The organism is Endozoicomonas sp. ALB115, assembly GCF_049310245.1.
Classification (GTDB): Bacteria; Pseudomonadota; Gammaproteobacteria; order Pseudomonadales; family Endozoicomonadaceae; genus Endozoicomonas.
On sequence record NZ_JBLYZG010000017.1, the window covers coordinates 67571 to 86289 of the forward strand.

11 protein-coding genes, 1 pseudogene and 1 CRISPR repeat array are annotated in these 18719 nt (G+C 49.2%); of the genes and pseudogenes, 3 read left to right on the forward strand and 9 right to left on the reverse strand.

Features of this window, described 5'->3' with window-relative positions; all coding sequences use genetic code 11:
- Positions 1-93 precede the first annotated feature (93 nt).
- Positions 94-282: pseudogene (locus ACO6VE_RS10450) on the reverse strand (transposase); the annotation flags it as partial.
- 278 nt (positions 283-560) lie between these two features.
- Here ACO6VE_RS10450 and ACO6VE_RS10455 point away from each other — a divergent pair.
- From ACO6VE_RS10455 to ACO6VE_RS10465, 3 genes are all read left to right on the forward strand, one after another.
- Complete coding sequence (locus ACO6VE_RS10455) at positions 561-1211, forward strand: hypothetical protein (protein WP_422450911.1); 651 nt, start codon at positions 561-563, stop codon at positions 1209-1211.
- Positions 1212-1219: 8 nt separating this feature from the next.
- Positions 1220-2206, forward strand: a complete 987-nt coding sequence (locus ACO6VE_RS10460) for a hypothetical protein (RefSeq protein WP_422461191.1) — start codon at positions 1220-1222, stop codon at positions 2204-2206.
- A gap of 553 nt (positions 2207-2759) precedes the next feature.
- Positions 2760-3698, forward strand: coding sequence for a hypothetical protein (locus tag ACO6VE_RS10465; RefSeq protein WP_422461193.1), 939 nt, complete (start codon positions 2760-2762; stop codon positions 3696-3698).
- A gap of 12 nt (positions 3699-3710) precedes the next feature.
- Here ACO6VE_RS10465 and ACO6VE_RS10470 read toward each other — a convergent pair whose 3' ends face one another.
- The 8 genes from ACO6VE_RS10470 to cas1f all read right to left on the reverse strand — a co-directional run bounded on the left by ACO6VE_RS10470 (position 3711) and on the right by cas1f (position 16463).
- Complete coding sequence (locus ACO6VE_RS10470; RefSeq protein WP_422450915.1) at positions 3711-4736, reverse strand: hypothetical protein; 1026 nt, start codon at positions 4734-4736, stop codon at positions 3711-3713.
- Positions 4737-4920: 184 nt separating this feature from the next.
- Complete coding sequence (locus tag ACO6VE_RS10475) at positions 4921-7287, reverse strand: hypothetical protein (protein ID WP_422461195.1); 2367 nt, start codon at positions 7285-7287, stop codon at positions 4921-4923.
- 758 nt (positions 7288-8045) lie between these two features.
- The gene (cas6f, locus tag ACO6VE_RS10480; RefSeq protein WP_422461197.1) at positions 8046-8612 is read right to left on the reverse strand and encodes a type I-F CRISPR-associated endoribonuclease Cas6/Csy4; all 567 of its coding nucleotides are present in this window, start codon (positions 8610-8612) and stop codon (positions 8046-8048) included.
- A gap of 2 nt (positions 8613-8614) precedes the next feature.
- Positions 8615-9634, reverse strand: coding sequence for a type I-F CRISPR-associated protein Csy3 (csy3, locus tag ACO6VE_RS10485; RefSeq protein WP_422461199.1), 1020 nt, complete (start codon positions 9632-9634; stop codon positions 8615-8617).
- A gap of 18 nt (positions 9635-9652) precedes the next feature.
- Positions 9653-10588, reverse strand: coding sequence for a type I-F CRISPR-associated protein Csy2 (csy2, locus tag ACO6VE_RS10490; RefSeq protein ID WP_422461201.1), 936 nt, complete (start codon positions 10586-10588; stop codon positions 9653-9655).
- Positions 10585-11940 carry a type I-F CRISPR-associated protein Csy1 gene (gene csy1 / locus ACO6VE_RS10495; protein WP_422461203.1) on the reverse strand — a complete coding sequence of 452 codons (1356 nt, stop codon included), beginning with the start codon at positions 11938-11940 and terminating at the stop codon, positions 10585-10587. Before csy1 ends, csy2 begins: the two co-directional genes overlap by 4 nt.
- Before the next feature lie 239 nt (positions 11941-12179).
- Positions 12180-15515, reverse strand: coding sequence for a type I-F CRISPR-associated helicase Cas3f (cas3f, locus tag ACO6VE_RS10500; protein ID WP_422461205.1), 3336 nt, complete (start codon positions 15513-15515; stop codon positions 12180-12182).
- A gap of 6 nt (positions 15516-15521) precedes the next feature.
- The gene (gene cas1f / locus ACO6VE_RS10505; protein WP_422461207.1) at positions 15522-16463 is read right to left on the reverse strand and encodes a type I-F CRISPR-associated endonuclease Cas1f; all 942 of its coding nucleotides are present in this window, start codon (positions 16461-16463) and stop codon (positions 15522-15524) included.
- Between the two features lie 335 nt (positions 16464-16798).
- A CRISPR array of direct repeats spans positions 16799-18629; the repeat unit is 28 nt; unit sequence GTTCACTGCCGCACAGGCAGCTTAGAAA.
- Positions 18630-18719: the final 90 nt, after the last annotated feature.

Here is an 18719-nt window from a genome sequence, read left to right on the forward strand (position 1 = left end):
TATGGCTATTGTTGGTTCGAATTTATTTAACGTGAGTTCGACGCTCAGAAAGCCATCGGTACACGTTCTGTTAGTGTAGAAACATCAATATGATGCTGTCAGCCCCTTTGGCTTCATGTTCTTTCTCACTTTCGTTACCAGATTTAAGCCTTTCTCTTTCAACCAAGCCACTAACTTTTCTGAAATATAATCCTTATACCCATAGAGCCAGCCGGTTAAATCTTCAATGAGATCTGGTACTGGCTTTCGGTTGTCTGTGTTAGCCGTAGTCAAACAGAAAGTGGGATATGGAACTCGAATTACCGGATGGCGTGATCCTCCACATGCGACGCTGATCATGTTTTTCCCGGAATCACAGGTACTGAATCTGGAGTAAGCGCCTGGAGCAAGGGCAGTTCTATTCTCATCCTGATCATGTCGCCAGGCAGTTACTCGCATTAACGGATCTTAAAATGATTATTGATGGCATTGATACCCGCTCAGTCCGTTACCACAAGCGTTATGTAAAATCTGATATATCGGCCAGCAAACATTCTGAATAGTGTCTACAGTCAAACGCTATGACTCTTTTGGAAAAAGCACCTGTGCCTGCCACTCAGCTTTCTCACCTGCAACAGCTCCAGGCGTTGTTGCATGAACAGAGATCTGTCGCTGAGTTCCTGAAACAGGAAAACGCATCTCTCAAACATCAGCTGGACTGGTTTAAACAACAGTTGTTTGATGAAAAGTCTGAAAAACGGTTGATCGACAATCCGAATCAATTTGCATTTGGCGAGATCCTCCAGGGCGTTGGATCTGAGCAGCCACCAGAAATGGAAACCATTACCTGCGAGCGCAGAAAAAAATATCGACCTGATGGCTGTGTCACTGACCAGGGGTTACGCTTCACAGAAGGCGTACCGGTTGAACTGATTCATATCCCTGCACCTGAAATGCAGGGTAAAAATGCCGACCAGTATGAAACCATTGATTACAAATACACTCACCGTCTGGCGCAGAGGCCAGGCAGTTACGTCATCCTGAAATACCAGCGAGATGTCGTTCGCCACAAGGCAGACCAAACCCTGAGCACGGCAGCAGCACCCTCCGGCCTGTTTGATCGTAGCTTTGCCGATGTAAGTTTTATTGCTGGCACGCTGGTTGAGAAATATCGTTACCATCTGCCTCACCTAAAAGAAATTGAAGGTGTGTTACTTACCAACTGCTTATGAGAGATAACATGGATATTCTTCGGACAGGTTTGAATACAATGTCAATGGGCGATCATATGCCTGTAAACTCTCCCCAAAGTGATAAGGGCTCAAATGCAGGCGAGGGTATATCTATTCCAGAGATGCAACAAAATGCGGAGTCGTCTTTTCTGAAGTCTCGCACAATTGTTAGCGTAAATTGTGAAAATAAAGTTGAACAGCCATTAAAAACGATGGCTGAAGGCAGCCGCAAAGAGGAAGATACTCTAGAGAGGGTACACTCACCCGCTTCATATTATTCGTTAGCCTCCTGCCCTTATCCATTTATCAAGGAGAATGCCATATCTGGATATTGTTTTGACATAGATGGTGTTCAGTATGAAAGCTTAGAGCAAGAAAAAGCTTTTCCCCTTTTAACTGAATCAGCGATCATTGGCGACATTCCTGAAAAGAATAAGACTTTGTATCAACAATGTTTTGAGTCCAGGATTGTACAAATATTGCAAAAAGGTGTTGCAGGTTGTATCTCATACAGGCAAACGGACAAAATACGTAATTGGTGGGGATCTGGTGAGGTAACTCTTGGAGCGAGTTGTCATATGCTAGCTAATTATTTGGCATTCGGGATAAATTATTACGACGATATCGATCGTACCCATGCACAATGGGAGGACTGGTATATGTCTTTGCCAGAGGCAAAAACACTCCCCTTCGACCCGGCAAGCCCCCTAAAGGGCGATATTGTCCAGTTTTGTGAAACCTCTGTTGATGGCGTTGTTAAACCAATACACTCTCAATTTTATCTCGGGAACTCGTTGTATATATCTGCATTTGGTTGTCTGTCAAATATAGCGATTCATAAGCTCGAGGAAAGTATCAGTAGATATAGTGAACAATTCAACACGATTCGCATTGTCAGAAGAGATAAAACAGAGATCGATCCAGTCCCTGAGTGGATTAACTGTCCTCAATCTGACTCATTTTTTCCTTTGATAGCCAGGTTTGTCGAAAGATAGAGTCATATATGGTCTGCCACGCATTGCAAGGAAATGTTTCACATATTCCCTGATCTGTCGTTCACTCAGGTTGTTATGCAGTGGTAGCAATTCCTCACGGGCCAGATAAATTTTACCCAGTTCCGTACGAAGTTCCGGGTAATCTACCCACCCTGTGGTTAAAGTCCTGTTCAAGCTGGAGCCTCTGTTGGCGTCTCGCAATAAGCCTCTATATCGTTCCAGTATTGCTTTTCTATCCAGTCACGGGCGGCTCGCTCCCTGTTATTGGCAGGAATCAGTTTTGCCTGAGGCCGACAGGCATGGAACCAGCACAGAGAGTGTTCAAATAGCGTGTCGAACTGACGGTTATTAATCTGTGATCACAATGCATACCCAGCGGGGCCGGTGGTTAATCATGTCCCGGATGGCTCCCGGAGGGGGATCGATCAGGTTAAGTGGTATCAATTGTCAGGTTTGCTTACTTCTTCGTCACTCAAGTTTTGGTAATGACAAAGTAAGATACTCCAAATGCCCAACCATTGTTGGGTTGTGACAGCTATTCAGGGAAGACAATATGGGTGTTGCTATCAGTGAAGGTTATGTGCAGTTTTCCGGTCGTGATGCTGCATCCTGTATCTACAATACCGGCAAGGGATTGGGCAGGCTTAAAGGATTTGCCTATTGGCTGTTTCGCTGGAAAGTGACGGTGCCGGAATCCGATGTGGTCCAGCAAATCTGGGATTTGCGTGATGCCAGATTTATCAAGTCTTACCTGGGCAGCAGGCGCGTAACATTGGTTGGTGCAAACCACTTCGATACCTTACCAAAGCAACAGTACAACAATAGCTGTGCGGCAAGGTGCCTGCAGCAGGCAGCTTATGAGCTTGGTATAAATCAAATACCCAACAATAGACTCTATCAATTTAATGGTCAGTCCATTCTGGACAGAAGTGCTGAGGCGGCGATTTATGCAATTACCGGCAGGCTTGTCAGTGGTAATGGGGAGTTGCAGCCTGATCTTCTTGGAGACCTGAATAACGGCCCTGCTTCTGGTCCGGTGGGTATCAGGAATGCTACCAGACTGCTTGGGCTTGATAGTCGCTTATATTGCTCATCATGGCTTACCGAGTGGTATTTCGGGCAGAGAGATCCTGTAAGCTGGAGAGAAATTAAAAAATATTGTCCGGTGCATCGCACTTCACCGCCGAGGTTGTGCCGGAATGAGCGGCTGCTTGTACATGTTTGCAATTACTCAATGCTCGGTCTGGATGATCATGGTCTCAAAGTCAGGCGGGATCACTATATTATGCAGCGGCCAGATGGCAGTTGTTATAATCCGGACACAGGAATCAACTACCCTTCCGTGAAAGCCTACGCCAGGCGAACGGGAATAAGGCCCAGTGGTGTTTATATGCTGGTCAGCGATAAAGATTCCTATGCAACACTGCCTACCCTTAAAAGCAGGGCAGGTAATGTTGGAACAGGCAGGGGGACTTTTGCTGCTGGTGGTTAAAACTAAACGCTTCTAATACCTCCTTGTTATCCGGGCAGGAATTTTCGACTCTCCTGCACTCAATCCCAGCTGAGAACAAAAAATATTTCTTTCGCGCCACCAGCCTCCCCGTTCATATTCCCTGACCACCGCATCCGGAGTGACCGGCTGGCCATTCAACAGCAGATTTCTCAGGCAACATGCCTCTTTGAAGCGTGCCAGTTCCAGTGTTGCCCCGACTGACTGATAATTCTTAACCACTTCATCCGGAGTGATCGTCTGGCCATTCAAGGGCAGATGTCTCAGGCAACATTCTGCCTTGAAGCGTGCCTCCTCCAATGTGGCCCTGACGGCCCGAAAACCCTTAACCACCGCATCCGGAGTGACCGGCTGGCCATTCAGCGGCAGCCTCCTCAGGCAACATTCTGCTTTGAAGCGCGCTATCCCCAGGGGTGCCTTGGCGGCTTGAAAACACTTAACCACCAAATCCGGAGTGACAGGCTGGCCATACATTGTCATCCTCCGCAGGCAGCATTCCGCTATGAAGCGCGCCAGCGGCAGTGCTGCCCCGGTTGCCTGATAACCCTTAACCACCGCATCCGGTGTGACCTGTTGACCATGCAACGGCAGTCTTCTGAGGCAACATTGATCCAGAAAGCGCGCTATCGCTAATTTGTACTTATGATTTCGGTCTGGCATCCGGGTGAATTCCTGAATGACCTGATCCGGAGTAATCTTTCTTCTGTTACATCGCATGTTCCGTAAGCAGAGCTTTTGCAGGAAGAAGCCGCTTCTAAGAGAACTGGTGTCCATTCCATAAACGGTAAGTACATCAGCCGGGGTTATTTTACGTTTTTGTAATGGTTTTTTTTCCCAAAAGGCATCCTCAACATCTTTGCCATCCGGGGGAACGGTGGCACCTCCATAATACTGATGGCTGGTGACTCTTTTACCGTTAAAGGTACTTTCGAAGCGGTCAGGAAACCGGCTTGAACCGGCTTGTTGATCAACCCGGCTGGCAGGCCCCGGGTGATAGTAAGCTGAGGCTGTTGCTTGCAAAATAATCCCCTGACTACAAATAACGACATTTGACCTCAATATAACTGTCAGGTTCCATTTATTTTGTGCTGGGGAAGGGCATCAAACATACCACTCTTTGCTACAACAAAAAGTGGTTAATGAGCGGTAGTCTATTTCTTTAAGTATCATTATCGATATTTTAACTGGCGTTACTTTCATGAAATCATGAAATACTTAATGTTAACTGAGATTTTGCAGACAATGGCAGATGAGAATAAAAAAAATCTCGATCGTGCAACCAGCCTCCCCGTTCATATTCCTTAACCACCTCATTCGGTGTGACCAGCTGGCCATTCAACGGCAGACCCCTCAGACAAAATTCCGCCTTGAAGTGTGCCAGCTCCCGGGTTGCCCTGACGGCCCGGTAACCCTTTACCACCTCATCCGGTGTGACCAGTTGGCCATTCAACGGGAGTTGCCTCAGGAAACAGGCCGTTTTGAAGCGCGCTATCCCCAGTTTACCTTCCAGACTATTCGGGAATTGCTTGTCCAGCTCATTCGGTGTGAACTGCTGGCCACTCAACGGCAGGCCTTTCAGGTAACATGCCGCTCTGAAGTACGATAACTCCAATTTGGCCTGAAGTGCCTGATAGTGCTTAATCACTGTATCCGGTGCAACCTGCTGGCCACCCAACGGTAAGCCCCTCAGGCAGCATTCCGCTTTGAAATACGCCATTCTCAGTTTGCCATCCGGACTCACCGGGAAACCCTTGACCACCTCATCCGGTGTGACCTCCTGGCCATTCAACAACAGCCCCCTCAGGCAACATTCCGCTTTGAAACGTGCCAGCTCCAGTGTCGACCTGGCGGTCTGAAAATCCTTAACCACCTCATCCGGCATGACCTGCTGGCCATTCAACGCCAGGCCATTCAGGCAACATTGCTCTTTAAAGTGCATCGCCCCCAGTTTGCCTTCCGGACATTCCGGGAAATCCTTCATCACCTCATCCGGTGCAACTTTATGGCCATTCAACAGCTGGCCCCTCAGGCAACACTCTGCTTTGAAGCGTGCCAGTTCCAGTGGGGCCCTGGCGGACTGATAATCCTTAACCACTGAATCCGGTTTGACCTGCTGACCATTCAACGCGAGGCCCAAAAGGCAACATTGCCCCTTAAAGCTGGCCAGTTCCAGTATTAATTTGGCGGCCTGAAAGTCCTTAACCACCGCATCCGGTGTGACTGGCTGGCCATTCAATGGCAGGTTTTTCAGGCAACATTCGGCTTTGAAGCGCACTAATTCCAGTGTTGCCCTGATTTCCTGAAAGTCCCTGGCCACCTCATCCGGTGTGACCTGCTGGCCATGCAACAGCACCCCCCTCAGGCAACATGTCTCTTTGAAGCGTGCTTTGCCCAGTTTGCCTGCCGGGCTGTCCGGGAACTCCTTATCCACCTCATCCGGGGTGACATGATGGCCATGCAACGGCAGACCTTTCAGACAACATTCTGCTTTGAAGCGCACCAGCTCCAGAGTTGCCCTGGCTGCCCGAAAATCCTTAACCACCGCATCCGGTGTGACATGCTGACCATTCAACGTCAGGCCCCTGAAACAACAATCCTCTTTGAAGCGTGCCTGGTCCAGTGTCGTATTGGCTTCCTGAAAATCCCTGGCTATTGCCCCCGATGCAAGCTGCTGGCCATTTAAAGACAAGCCCTTCAGGTAACATTCAGCTTTGAAACGTGCCAGCTCCAGTACTGCCCCGGCGGTCTCATAATCCGTAATCACCTCGTCCGGTGTGACCTGCTGGCCATTCAACGGCAGGCCTTTCAGGTAACATGTCTCTTTGAAGCGCGCCAGCTCCAGTGTCGCATTGATGGCCAGATAACCCCTGGCCACTGTATCCGGCGTGACTTGCTGGTCATCCAACGCCAGCCCTCTCAGGTAATATTTCTCGTTGAAGCGCGCTACCCCCAGTCTGCCTTCCGGACTATTCGGGAAACCCTTAACCACCTCATCCGGTGTGACTTCCCTGCCATTTAACGGCAGGTGGTTCAGGCAACATTCCTGCTTGAAACGGGCTAACTCCAGTGTGGCATTGGCCGCCTGATAACCTTCAACCACCGCTTCCGGTGTGACCTTCTGGTTATTCAACAACAGACCTCTATGGCAGCATTCCGCTTTGAAGCGTGCTATCGCCAATGCCTGCTTGTTGCTTTGAACTGGTTCCCGGTTGAGTTCTTGCATGACCTGGTCTGCGGTAATCTTTTTATTGCCATGTAGAATGTTCTTCAAGCAAAGTTTTTGCAGGAAGAGGCCAGGCCTTAGAGAGCTCTTGTCATATTTATAATAAGCTTGAAGCACCACCGCCGAGGTCACATGACGCCCGTTTAATGGTTTTCTTTTCCAAAAGGCGTCCTCAATCCATTTGCCTTCATCCGGGGCAGTGGTTTTCCCTCTGTTAGACTGAAGATTTGATATTCTTTTACCGATAAATGTGCTGCCGGAGGGGGCAGGAATCCCGTTGGAACCGGTTTGTCGACCAACCCGTAAAACAGGCTTTGGGTGAGAGTAGGTTAATGCTGTCGCTTTCAAGATAAACCCTGCACACTTGGCTATAAACACCGCCTTTCGACCTTAATATGATTATTTGGTTCCATTTATGGTGTTGTGGGGGGAGGGGTAAACGTCCATCTATATCCAAAAAGTTGTTGATGGTGGTGAGGCGTTTGTCTTGTTTTGGGGGTGGCTTTGCGACAGTGGACTTGAATTGCTGGCCAACAACTTCGATGTGGTTTTTTTATGCTGCCTGTGCGGCAGTGAACTTCCAGTCCTTCTGTGCCGCTAACCGCATCATTTTCTAAGCTGCCTTTGCGGCAGTGAACCGGGAATTTCGGCTTTTGTCGATAGGGTCACTTTTCTAAGCTGCCTGTGCGGCAGTGAACAAAGACAATATGCACAAAGAGTAGTTGCTGCAAGGGTTCCATCGAAAAAAGGAAGAGTCACCCTATTTTTTAGAGTGAATTTAATTCATTGATTATAAATATATTTTTAGAGAGCAAAAAAAGGGTCTTTGAGTGCCGCTGGCGACAGTGGCTTCCTATAGGCATTAATGTGGCCGCGCTTTGTTATACACACAGACCCTCATTCCCAAGGTCCCGAGGCTGTTCAAGCCCTCCGAACATATTCCCAAGGACTCCCGTGAGAATGCATATCGAACCGCTGTACAAATTAGAACCTCCGTTTAACATCCATGATTCCGGTTAGAAATGGATTATTCCACATCCAGAAGGCTCCGGTATGCACTCCCACGCAAGCATGGGAGTGTGTATGGGCATTAGCGCTTTTCTGTACTAGAACTCAGGAACAGTGGCGTGATCCAAAGCCAGCCCGTAGCTGTTAAACTGGCCATCTACAGCCTTGGCTTTGTTATGGCGCTCTATAAACAGCAGAAAACTTTGCCCGTTGCTGCTGCTCTTGAGGCCAACATGAGGAAGACGAAGTGGTTTCGAGATTTGTGCATGGATAGCCTGCTCCAATGCCTCTGACCAGGTTCCCCGCTCAAGGTGGCGCTTTTTTTGCCTCTGGTAACGGCTGTTGCCCTTAGGTTGCTTCCGAGAGTAGCAGCTGTGTTTAGAGATCCCTTCAGGTATCACACTGACTGGTGTCAGCAGAGCGTAATCCCGGAGAACGGAATGATTAGCCAGCACCGAATGGAAGGCATCAATATCCACCTTTTTACCAAGGATACGTATTATGCCCCCCAGTGTGTGGTGTTGCCCGTAGGCTGGGAAAGCAAGACCGATTCGACCCTCATAGGTCGGCAGCAACGAGTGCAGTGCCTGCATGAGTGCTGATACCACAGTAGACTGGATAATCTCTGGGTTGGCCAGTGCTTTGAGCTCACAGTAGCTGTCCATAATTACTCCTTGCCGGATTCACCAAAGACGCCACCACGAATCAGGATAGCCATTACATAGTGCTGTTGCTCTACAGAAGGTTCTTTATCCTTGAGTACCCAGTTATCAAACAGGCTGTAGAAATCCATCTTTACCTTTGGCTGCCGGAACGCCATGCCCAGAGTTGTTACAGAACCATAAGGCTCAATGGCGATGGGCATCATTGCATCGTCACTGTACCAGGTATCAATGGTGCGAATAGCATTACCGACTTTTTGGGAGTGCATGCCGGCTTGACGTGTGGATTCATTGACAACATAGAGCTCTTTGCTCTTGGTTTTTCCTGTATCCAGTACCAGCTCCTGAGAAGGGTAAACTTCCTGACCAAAGCCCAGGCGGGCATGAGCTTCAACATTGAGAAGAATAAAATGCTCACCACTCAGACCAGAAGCTATCCATTGAGCGACAGTGGTGATTTCATCAGGCTGGTGATCAAAATTCTGCAAGCTCAGTTGACGGGCATTATCGATGGCAACACTCTTCTCTGTGCCATCAATTTTGCAGCGCACAATGACTGAAACCGACTCACTGCCGATACGGTTACGCCACAGCCAGCGGGCGTTAAGAATATTGGCTGCGTAACGCCTTGCCAGTTCTTCTACACCATGCTCCTGAATATATTGAGCAACCACTTCTTTCACCTTGGCCTGATAGGGTTGGTTATTACAGACACTGGGGGTGCCATCAAAAGGGATAACCTTGCAGGTGAAATTGACCTTGAGAGTGTCATTGTCATTATTCAACATGGCTACATCGACGGTTTGCAGGTTAGGTACCTGAATTTTTGCGTCCAGTTTGGCCGGGTCGTTAGCATCCTTGTTTTTCAGGCGATTGGAGATGGTGCCCCGAATGGATTTGGTGCGAATGGCAATCACAGACTCCTGAGGATGGTCCAGTTCACTATTGAACTGACTGAATACCCCATCGGAGATATCCAGATTACGTTCGAAGGCGAGAACTGAGGCTGTTGTTAATTTAGTCATTGCATAACTCCTTTGTTATCAGTTGCCACTTTGCTCAATCAGGTACAAGCCGTTTTCACCGGTTTTCATCCGCCAGAAGGCGTTATCCAGTGAGTTGAGGCTATAAGGGAAAACCCAGCGACCAAGGCTGTAGAGTGTCTCGACATACTGGCTTGGGTAGTGGGGAGCCCGACTATGTTGCATGGCTTCCGGTTGAAAAAGTGGTGAGATTGACTGATAGCCGACCGATATCGGCACCAGCCAGCCACGGCCATGTTTTACACTGGTCGTCTTCCAGTGCACGGTTGGTTCTTTGTCTTCACCCCTGGTGGGCCGCTGCTCGGGAATATGATGCAATATTGCCGTTTCTAGAAGTGCATCCAGAGCCGTTGCATCGGGTGATTGCTGTTGTAGCTGGTTGGTAATCTCTATCAGTTCCTGGCGGGCATCCACAAGAATAAAGGCCGGTGCCAAACGGGCTTTTAGTTGATCCAGATTTTCTGCCGGTACCAGCTCAACCGTTTTGATACCAAACACACTGCCACTCGCCATTCTCTGTTGCTGCAGGGTTTGGCTGACCCAGTGACAAAACGCTTGTTCATTGTCATTAAGCCAGTCTTCGTCATCGTAGTCTGCACAGCGTATGGGGAGGACCAGACTGATGGTCATATCAACCTTGCCTTCTTCGACTATTGCTGCGGTCTCTCCGTTTTTCCTGATTGGGTTGCGGCTTTGATTGAATGTGTAATCGCTAAACGCATGGGGACGATACCGCCTTATCCGGCACTCATGACTGGCGATTAATACGCCGTCAAACGTCAGGCTGACAGGAAACCGGATTTTACGTTCAAGAGCGTGAACAGCGCCCAAAAAGCCAGTCAGGGCAGGAAAGCCATAACTGAGGGGGCCGGAGATAGCGTTGGCACCTTGTACCTTGATCTGGGCAATATGCAGGTAGAAGTCCACATCACTCATGAAAATACCCCCGCATTATTTCGCTGGCTGGCTTTGATGGTTGCTTCCATTTCCCGTCGCCATTCTCTGAATTCCACATCGTCAAAGTCTGTGGCCTGTTTTTTGAATCTGGTTTGCAGCAGATTATTCAACCAGAGTGCGAAATCCTGCATAACGCTCTGGACCCATTCACCTTTTTCCCTCTGTTGTTTGAAGGCGGTTTGGTCCTCCTGGTTTGCCCGCAGAGGATCAAGCCAGAGTTTATGTGCCATTTTTAGCTGGTAGTTTTCACTCCATCCTGCCGGGAAGCTTTGTTGTACATAGGCTGCCATTTGCAGAATCTGGCCAAGAATCAGGTCGAGAGCCTCCTTGCGTTGATCGCGGATATCCTTGTTGCTGTTGGCAGCCTCAATGACCGCATACAGCATCTGCAGCCCTTCATAACAGTGATAAGCAAGACTCCTGCTAAAGAAGCTTTCTTGTTGTTTGCTTAGAGAAAAATCTTGCTGTCGGGAGTAGGTGGGTGGCAGGGATTCAAGCAGCAGGTTAACCCCACGCTGTTTACTGGTGAGAGAACTAATGTTTTGCGGATTTGAACCACCTATTTTAAGTGCTGCCAGGGATATTACAGAAACATAGGCTTTTTGCTCAACGCTCTTTTTTTTGCGATTGTCCCGGGCATTTTTGTTCTCTTCACTAAAGCGTTTACTGTATATCGTGCCAGAAAAGTTGTTGATCAGTGCCGAGGGGTACAACGGCACCAGGCAATGATAGTTATCCTCTGCTATCGCATTATTTCGGGGCCAAAGCAACTGTTTGTTCCGTCCTGAGGTTGTGGGTGAATCTGTTTGCGCAGCCAGCGAGGAATAAAATTTCTGCTGATATTGAGCAGAAAGTGTCGGATCAGTAGCAAAGGTTTTCTCCAGACCGGGGTGGTGTGCAAGGATTAGATCCCGCAGGAGGGCACCTTTTACTGAGATGTTAAAAAAAGCGACTAATGGTAAGGCAGCGGCATTGCCGTTGGCATCTAATGCTGAGGCTGATAAGCACTGGGTTCCGACAATACCGGCAGGCAGAGTTGAGGAAGGCCTGAAGTTTATATTATCCCCTTTGGAATCGGGGTGAACGCCTTTGGATATGTGGGTTCCGAATTTGATTTGCCCGGTATATTTGTTCGCGAGCGTCTCCATCCAGTTAGCTCTGTCATAGCGATTTATGAAATCGGTTATTTTATCGCTAATCTTTTGTGCTTGATCGCTGCCAGGCTCTGTCTTGTCCAGTTTCTTCTGTTCTGGCTCCAGCTTGCTCTGGAGCTGCTCTCTAAGATACTGATCAATAGCCTGGATGACGTCATCACGTGTGATTGACTCCATGGCTTCTCTTCACCTCTACTTGCTCAAAAGGAATGACAGTATATCAAATTATTTCTGCCATGCATGTGCGCTTCTTCATAAATTTATAAAGACCTACAAATTTTTATGGCTGTGGTAGACTTTCACTCTCTGCCGAGTAGGCAGCTCATAAAATGCAAGTGCGGTTCTTTACGCACAAATTACTGCCGAACAGGCAGACTCCTGAAGGGCTTTTTGGTAGAAGCCCTTCTTTGTATGACTTAGTTCGGCCAGAACCCAAACCATGGATGGAAGCACCAGCTCCTCTCTTGAGCCAATCGTATAGAAGCAAAGCGGATAGCCGTCTTTAGTGATGATTCGTTACTCAGTTGTGCACAGAGATCATCCAGTGCCGTGTGGTAATCACCGACCAGCCAGGGCTGGCTTGTGGTACTTTCCGGTACAAATTCCTGATAAGCAAACTTGCTGTTTATACTGTCCTGCCCTTTGGGGTTCTCCCAGGCTTTTTCTGCGTAACGGAATCGAATCCCTGAAGATGAGTCCTCGTCAGGTACCGCAACAACATCAACTTGCGGTATCGGATCATACCGAAATGGAGTCGCCCGCTGCATATGGGTGTTGGTCTGTGCTGCACTGTTGTGCTGCCAGAAGGCATTGACAACGTTGGTAACTGTTGCGTTGAGCAGATCAGCCATAACCGCGTGTTCAAGGTCGGCTAGCCGTTGGGTTGGCTGGAGATGATCGGGCCTGGCTATTCGAGGAATCGAATTGATATTGGCCAGCTGCTGATCAGTAATTAGGTCATCGGAGCAGCGATGACTGCTGAGAAGATGGTTATTGCTTTCGAATCCGGGCCGCAGGAAGGCGGGAGCGCCGACCCCCAAATGACTCCCGGCCTGCAGGGCTTTGATATTGCTATCAAGAATCAGCACATTGGCTTCGGTCACTACCTTGTCTGGTCGGTGTCGCCAGACTCGCCCAACCAGCTGAATGATTGAGCGCATGGATGATGGCTCAATAATGGCCCAGTCGTAATCGTGATCCCGACCCACTTCAGCCACGGCTGTGGCGAGTACGATAAAAATATGATGTTTTTTATCGCCACTGTGAACGGCGCTGGTAATTTCCGGATGGTCAAACAGATTCTTACCATTATTCCGGTTAAGAATGCGATCCAGCTTATGTTCCAGCCGACTGCGTAAAAAGAGCAATTGTCGGGCGTGATAACAGCAGATGTGCAGTTGAATATTCTCTGGCAACGGTGACTGGTACAGTGCTCTGGCCAGATCAACCATGGGATCAATATTGGCCATCCTTATCAGTCCAACACTGGCAGTTCTGTGACTTGCAGGGCAGGTTTCATGATAGTTGTTGTGCAGGCGCTTACAGGCATCGGTAATAATTTGGGCCAGAGTGCGGTTATGAATTTTTTCCTCCTCAGTTGCCCGGGGAAGTACTGTGGGCAGAATCTCTCCCACACGTTTCGGTGGCAGCGCATTCAACGCTTTCATACGCTTGCGAGTGAATTGTGTATGGCGTTCGGCAAAGGTTTGTTCGTTACTGCATGGCTCAATATGCTGGTTGAATTCATCAAACCATGCACAGTAGACCCCTGTGCTTTTCCCGTTCTGGTTGAGCTGCCATAGCTGGCGGCCTTTCTGGTAGGCTACATAGAGCCCTTGAACCAGATCGGGTGTCAGGGTTGCAGAAGAGAGCAGGACATTACTCCCCATCATACCTGCCATATGCACCAGACGACTCAGGGCAGGCAGATCATTTTGATCAAAGTCATCCGGCTCATCAAGAATAAGATCGCTGGTCAGCAGACGGAGGATTGGCACAATATGTCGTCCACCGCGCAGCGTTTCTGTGGCGCTGATAATGTGGTCAACAGTGCAGGAAACCACCGGTGCATAGAGCAGGTCGCTGGCCTTGGGGTCTTGAATAATGGTTCCCAGGGTTGATTTATCCAGTACACAGTTTTCGTAGTCGAGTTTATCGATAATCAGATCGTTGGCCGATTCACTGCCGTTATCCTCTGAACTCTCCTCTGCCGCCTGTTGTTGTAAATCAAACAGTGTGCGTTGTGCTGCACCACCAACCAGGATAGCCAGTTCGGTATCATCCAGGTTTAGTCTTTCCCGCAGGGCTATCCCTGTCTGAAGGGTCAACACCCGCAAGCCAAGGGCAATGGTAAAGCGGGGGCCTCGCTCGGGATCAGCGAGTGCGGCCATAATCCGCGCATTGCCCAAGGTTTTACCACAGCCTGTGCTGGCTAGGTTTACACCAAAGAAGCCTTGCTGACGAGCCTCTTTCTGATGTTTTTTTACCAGGTTCCAACTTTGGTTTTGCCACTGAAACCTTGGCGTTGAAGTACGTTTGGAAAATGGGCTGATATCTTCGAGGTATGGCAGTTCGTGGGCAAACCGTGGTAGTAATCGCGCAAAATCACTCGTAAACCTGGCAACCCCCAGTAAGTGCTCATCCAACGCTTGTTTTGGTTGTTTTGACTGGCGATCAGTATTGGCGATCAGTGATGTTGTAAGGCTTTGGTCGCCGGTGACGCGGCGTTTGTCATCCGCAGGCAGGCTGGAGTAGTTATGGTCACCCACCATAAGACATAAGCGTGCCAAATGCATCAACAGTGGATTGCTTGTTTCCGGTAAGTTCAATAGCGGAGGATGGTTCAATGCTTTAGTTGCCCAGCGCTTCACGGTTTTTTGCCACACCAGACTGTCTGTGGCCTGGGCGGAAAAACGCCAGAAATCCCCCGCGTCATTGCGTTCATTTTGCGCTTTTTCCGAGAAAACCCAGTAGTTATAAGCAGACAGTCGTTTGTAAAAGCGAGCAAGATCCAATCCCAAAAACTTGGATTGATGACGCAGTTTCTCCCTTTCTCTGAAATCATGCCTGTCATCACAAGGGAGGCGGTGGTGGGTAACTGTCAACCAGGCGACCAGTTTTGCCAATGGCGGGAGATGGGCGATGCCTTTGGATTTATTCTTGTGTGCATAGTCGTTGTATAGGGAGTCAACCCAATTGGGGTGCTGTTTGAAATAGACGGGAAGGTTGCATAATCTTTCCAGCCATTCCTTATCCGTCGTGCAGTCAGAAATCAGTGCTTCAAAAAGGCGAAGGGACAGCCACTCGTGACGGTAAGGGTCCGATTGTTGAGTCCTGGACTCCTTCAGTTTTCGCTGGAATCCAACCGTTGCTTTACCCAGATCATGCAGGAGTGCAGCGAGTACGGCAACAATCTGTATAGAGGTTGCCATAGTCCAGCTGTTTTCCCACTCTGTGCCAATCAGGGTTCGCCGGGTTTGATTGACTGGCACCAGACCTTTGTTATTAAAGGCATTGCGTTTGCCCACCACCCAAACCAGTTCACTGCGAGACCGTGACCGAAGCCAGTGGCAGCTGACTGCGGTGCTTTTAGTCGCTGTTTTCCGCAGCAGTTTTTTAACGGCGTTTAAACCATCCTGAGTAATAATGGTTTGCCAGGTGTTGTGACCAATTCGATCTGCAAAAGCATCCAGAACCCGTCGTGTTTTTTTCAGGGCATTTTTTTCGCACTGAGAGATAAAGGTGACCATCATGGCTGATTACTCCCAGTCAGATTTCAGGGCGATTGCTTTCACCTGGTCAAACATAACATCCAGGGCCTTATGATCCGTAAAAGCCTGCAAACACTGTTGACGGAATTCTTGCTCTGTAGCGCCTTCCTTTGCACAGATAAACGACCAGGGAAGAACCAGCGTATCTTTGATAAGATCAGCTACATCAAATACCAGGGCTCCCCGACGGGTTTTGCCGTGCATCACTGCAAAGCCGTGAGGGATGCCTAATACCCAAAGCGTGGTTGCTGCCAGTCCGTAAGCCAGATAATTACCATGATTCAAAAAGGCGTTGGCCTGATCTTCTGCGCTGCGTTCACGGGTAAATGAGCCATAACCGGTTTGCCGTGCTGCAAACTTATACAGAGTTTTGGTCAGCCGGGCCTCTGCCTGTAGCAAATCATTGACTTTACCTACCTTGTTGATGGTGCTTTCAGTACTCTCAAGCTCAGGCATGATGTTATCAATGAGAAAGCCTTCACTCTTAAGGTCTCGGTCTTTGCCCCAGATGGTTTTCATAAACTGAATTCTGCCGAGCTGCAACTGTTTGGCTGCCTGCAATCGTTTCTGGTCATCAAACCAGAACTGCATCCAGCCTTGCATGTATTCCGTGGGGCGATATTCACTTTGCGGCGATAACCATTCCACTTCATTTGCCATAAGCAAGGGAGTACCGCCGCCGCCACAAAAACCGATTAACACACCGGCAGAAGCCAGCATACGAACAGCAGCCTGGGTGATAGAGGTTCCGTTCCCCAATAGCAGACAGGTGGTATTGGCAATGGGGATATTCCAATACTGGTTATTATTTTTGGCTTCGGTGAGATAGAGCACCCGGCCATCCTTCTGCATGATCCGGCACTTTTCCAGGTAATAGATATTGGCCCTTTTTGAATGCAGAATTGCCTTAAGATCAGTCAACACCTCCATTGTGAGATACTCCTGTGCTGAACTCTGTTGTTCATTTTACGCATCAGATACTGACGGGTAGCAGAGATAAAGCGAAACGCTGCTTGTATTTTGATCAACTTATCTGCCTTGTTTTGCAATTTATGCTGCCCAGCTGGCAGGGTGAACCTTAGTGCATTGTGCCGGTGAGTGAATATTGATTCAATTGACCTGAGTTCTATATTTCACCCTTTTTTTGGGGCAAAAAAATGGAGCTTATAAATCAAGTGGTTACAGATAGTGTTATTTTTTGGGTCAAAAAGCCTTTTTAGAGTTCTATCCCTTTAAATACGGGGGAGGTTATACTCAAAACTCAGGTTCACTGCCGCACAGGCAGCTTAGAAATGACTGTCACTGGCATTTAACCGCAGGGCAAAGTTCACTGCCGCACAGGCAGCTTAGAAAACGACAACAGGGCAAGGGTTGAAGAAATCGCGGTTCACTGCCGCACAGGCAGCTTAGAAAAGACAGGCGCGGCGGCAACGTGGGAGGGAGCCGTTCACTGCCGCACAGGCAGCTTAGAAACTTGGATAGTGCCGGAATCCTGCCCCCACGGCGTTCACTGCCGCACAGGCAGCTTAGAAACTTGGATAGTGCCGGAATCCTGCCCCCACGGCGTTCACTGCCGCACAGGCAGCTTAGAAAGTGACGGTTATCAGGTTGCCAAGTGGCATGGAGTTCACTGCCGCACAGGCAGCTTAGAAAATATAAAACGCCAGGCCGTAACCGGCATAGCTGTTCACTGCCGCACAGGCAGCTTAGAAAGATCCGGGTACGCAGCAACGATCAGTTCATAGGTTCACTGCCGCACAGGCAGCTTAGAAAATCACCGGAGTTCGTCAGGGTGAATCTGCGATCGTTCACTGCCGCACAGGCAGCTTAGAAACCGATCCCCAAGGTGAAGGTAAGCCAGAAGATGTTCACTGCCGCACAGGCAGCTTAGAAATGTGGCTGGTATGTGGCCGAGTGTGATTATGGGTTCACTGCCGCACAGGCAGCTTAGAAATTGGAATGAAACCAATACATCAAAAACTATGTGTTCACTGCCGCACAGGCAGCTTAGAAAGTATTCAGTCCATTCCACCAGGGCTCTCAGTTGTTCACTGCCGCACAGGCAGCTTAGAAAGTGAACGATGCGGAGGAGATGAACGCCAGGGCGTTCACTGCCGCACAGGCAGCTTAGAAAGCCACTGATCCGTATCCCCCACCCGCTCATAGGTTCACTGCCGCACAGGCAGCTTAGAAATTCCATCACGCAGCCCCGGGCATCGGATTTCAGTTCACTGCCGCACAGGCAGCTTAGAAAGTAGACGCGAAGCAGGACCGAATCACCCGACTGTTCACTGCCGCACAGGCAGCTTAGAAAGCTCCCAGTCTTCCAGCAGAATGCGATAGAGGGTTCACTGCCGCACAGGCAGCTTAGAAAAGGCCACCTAATGAACGGATCGGATCTGTAATGTTCACTGCCGCACAGGCAGCTTAGAAAATGCAGGTTCTTTCTGGTGTGGCTGCTTCGCTGTTCACTGCCGCACAGGCAGCTTAGAAAATCTGGACGACGACATCAGCAGCGAGCGTGCGCGTTCACTGCCGCACAGGCAGCTTAGAAACGCAAGAACAACCATCTTGATATTCAGTTGCCCGTTCACTGCCGCACAGGCAGCTTAGAAATTGCTGCTGGTCTTGCCGGTGATCTGCCGGAGGTTCACTGCCGCACAGGCAGCTTAGAAATCAGTCAACGCCTTGCTGGATAACGTCGCACTGTTCACTGCCGCACAGGCAGCTTAGAAAAGAGTGACGCACGGGCTTATGTTCAACTTCGGGTTCACTGCCGCACAGGCAGCTTAGAAAATTACCGGTACCTGGAAAGACAGAGAGCAGTAGTTCACTGCCGCACAGGCAGCTTAGAAAGTTGCCCGTTTAACCTGTCCACTGCGATATCGGTTCACTGCCGCACAGGCAGCTTAGAAATGTGTTGGGACTGCCTACGGACGTTTCTTGTAGTTCACTGCCGCACAGGCAGCTTAGAAATGTGTTGGGACTGCCTACGGACGTTTCTTGTAGTTCACTGCCGCACAGGCAGCTTAGAAAAGAACCGGTAGCGGGGTAGATGCCGTGCCTGAGTTCACTGCCGCACAGGCAGCTTAGAAAACGTGAGTTCGATGCTCAGAAAGCCATAGGCAAACCTTCTGTCAGTGCTGTTACATCAATATGAGGCTTTCTGGGCTGCCGGGTATAAGC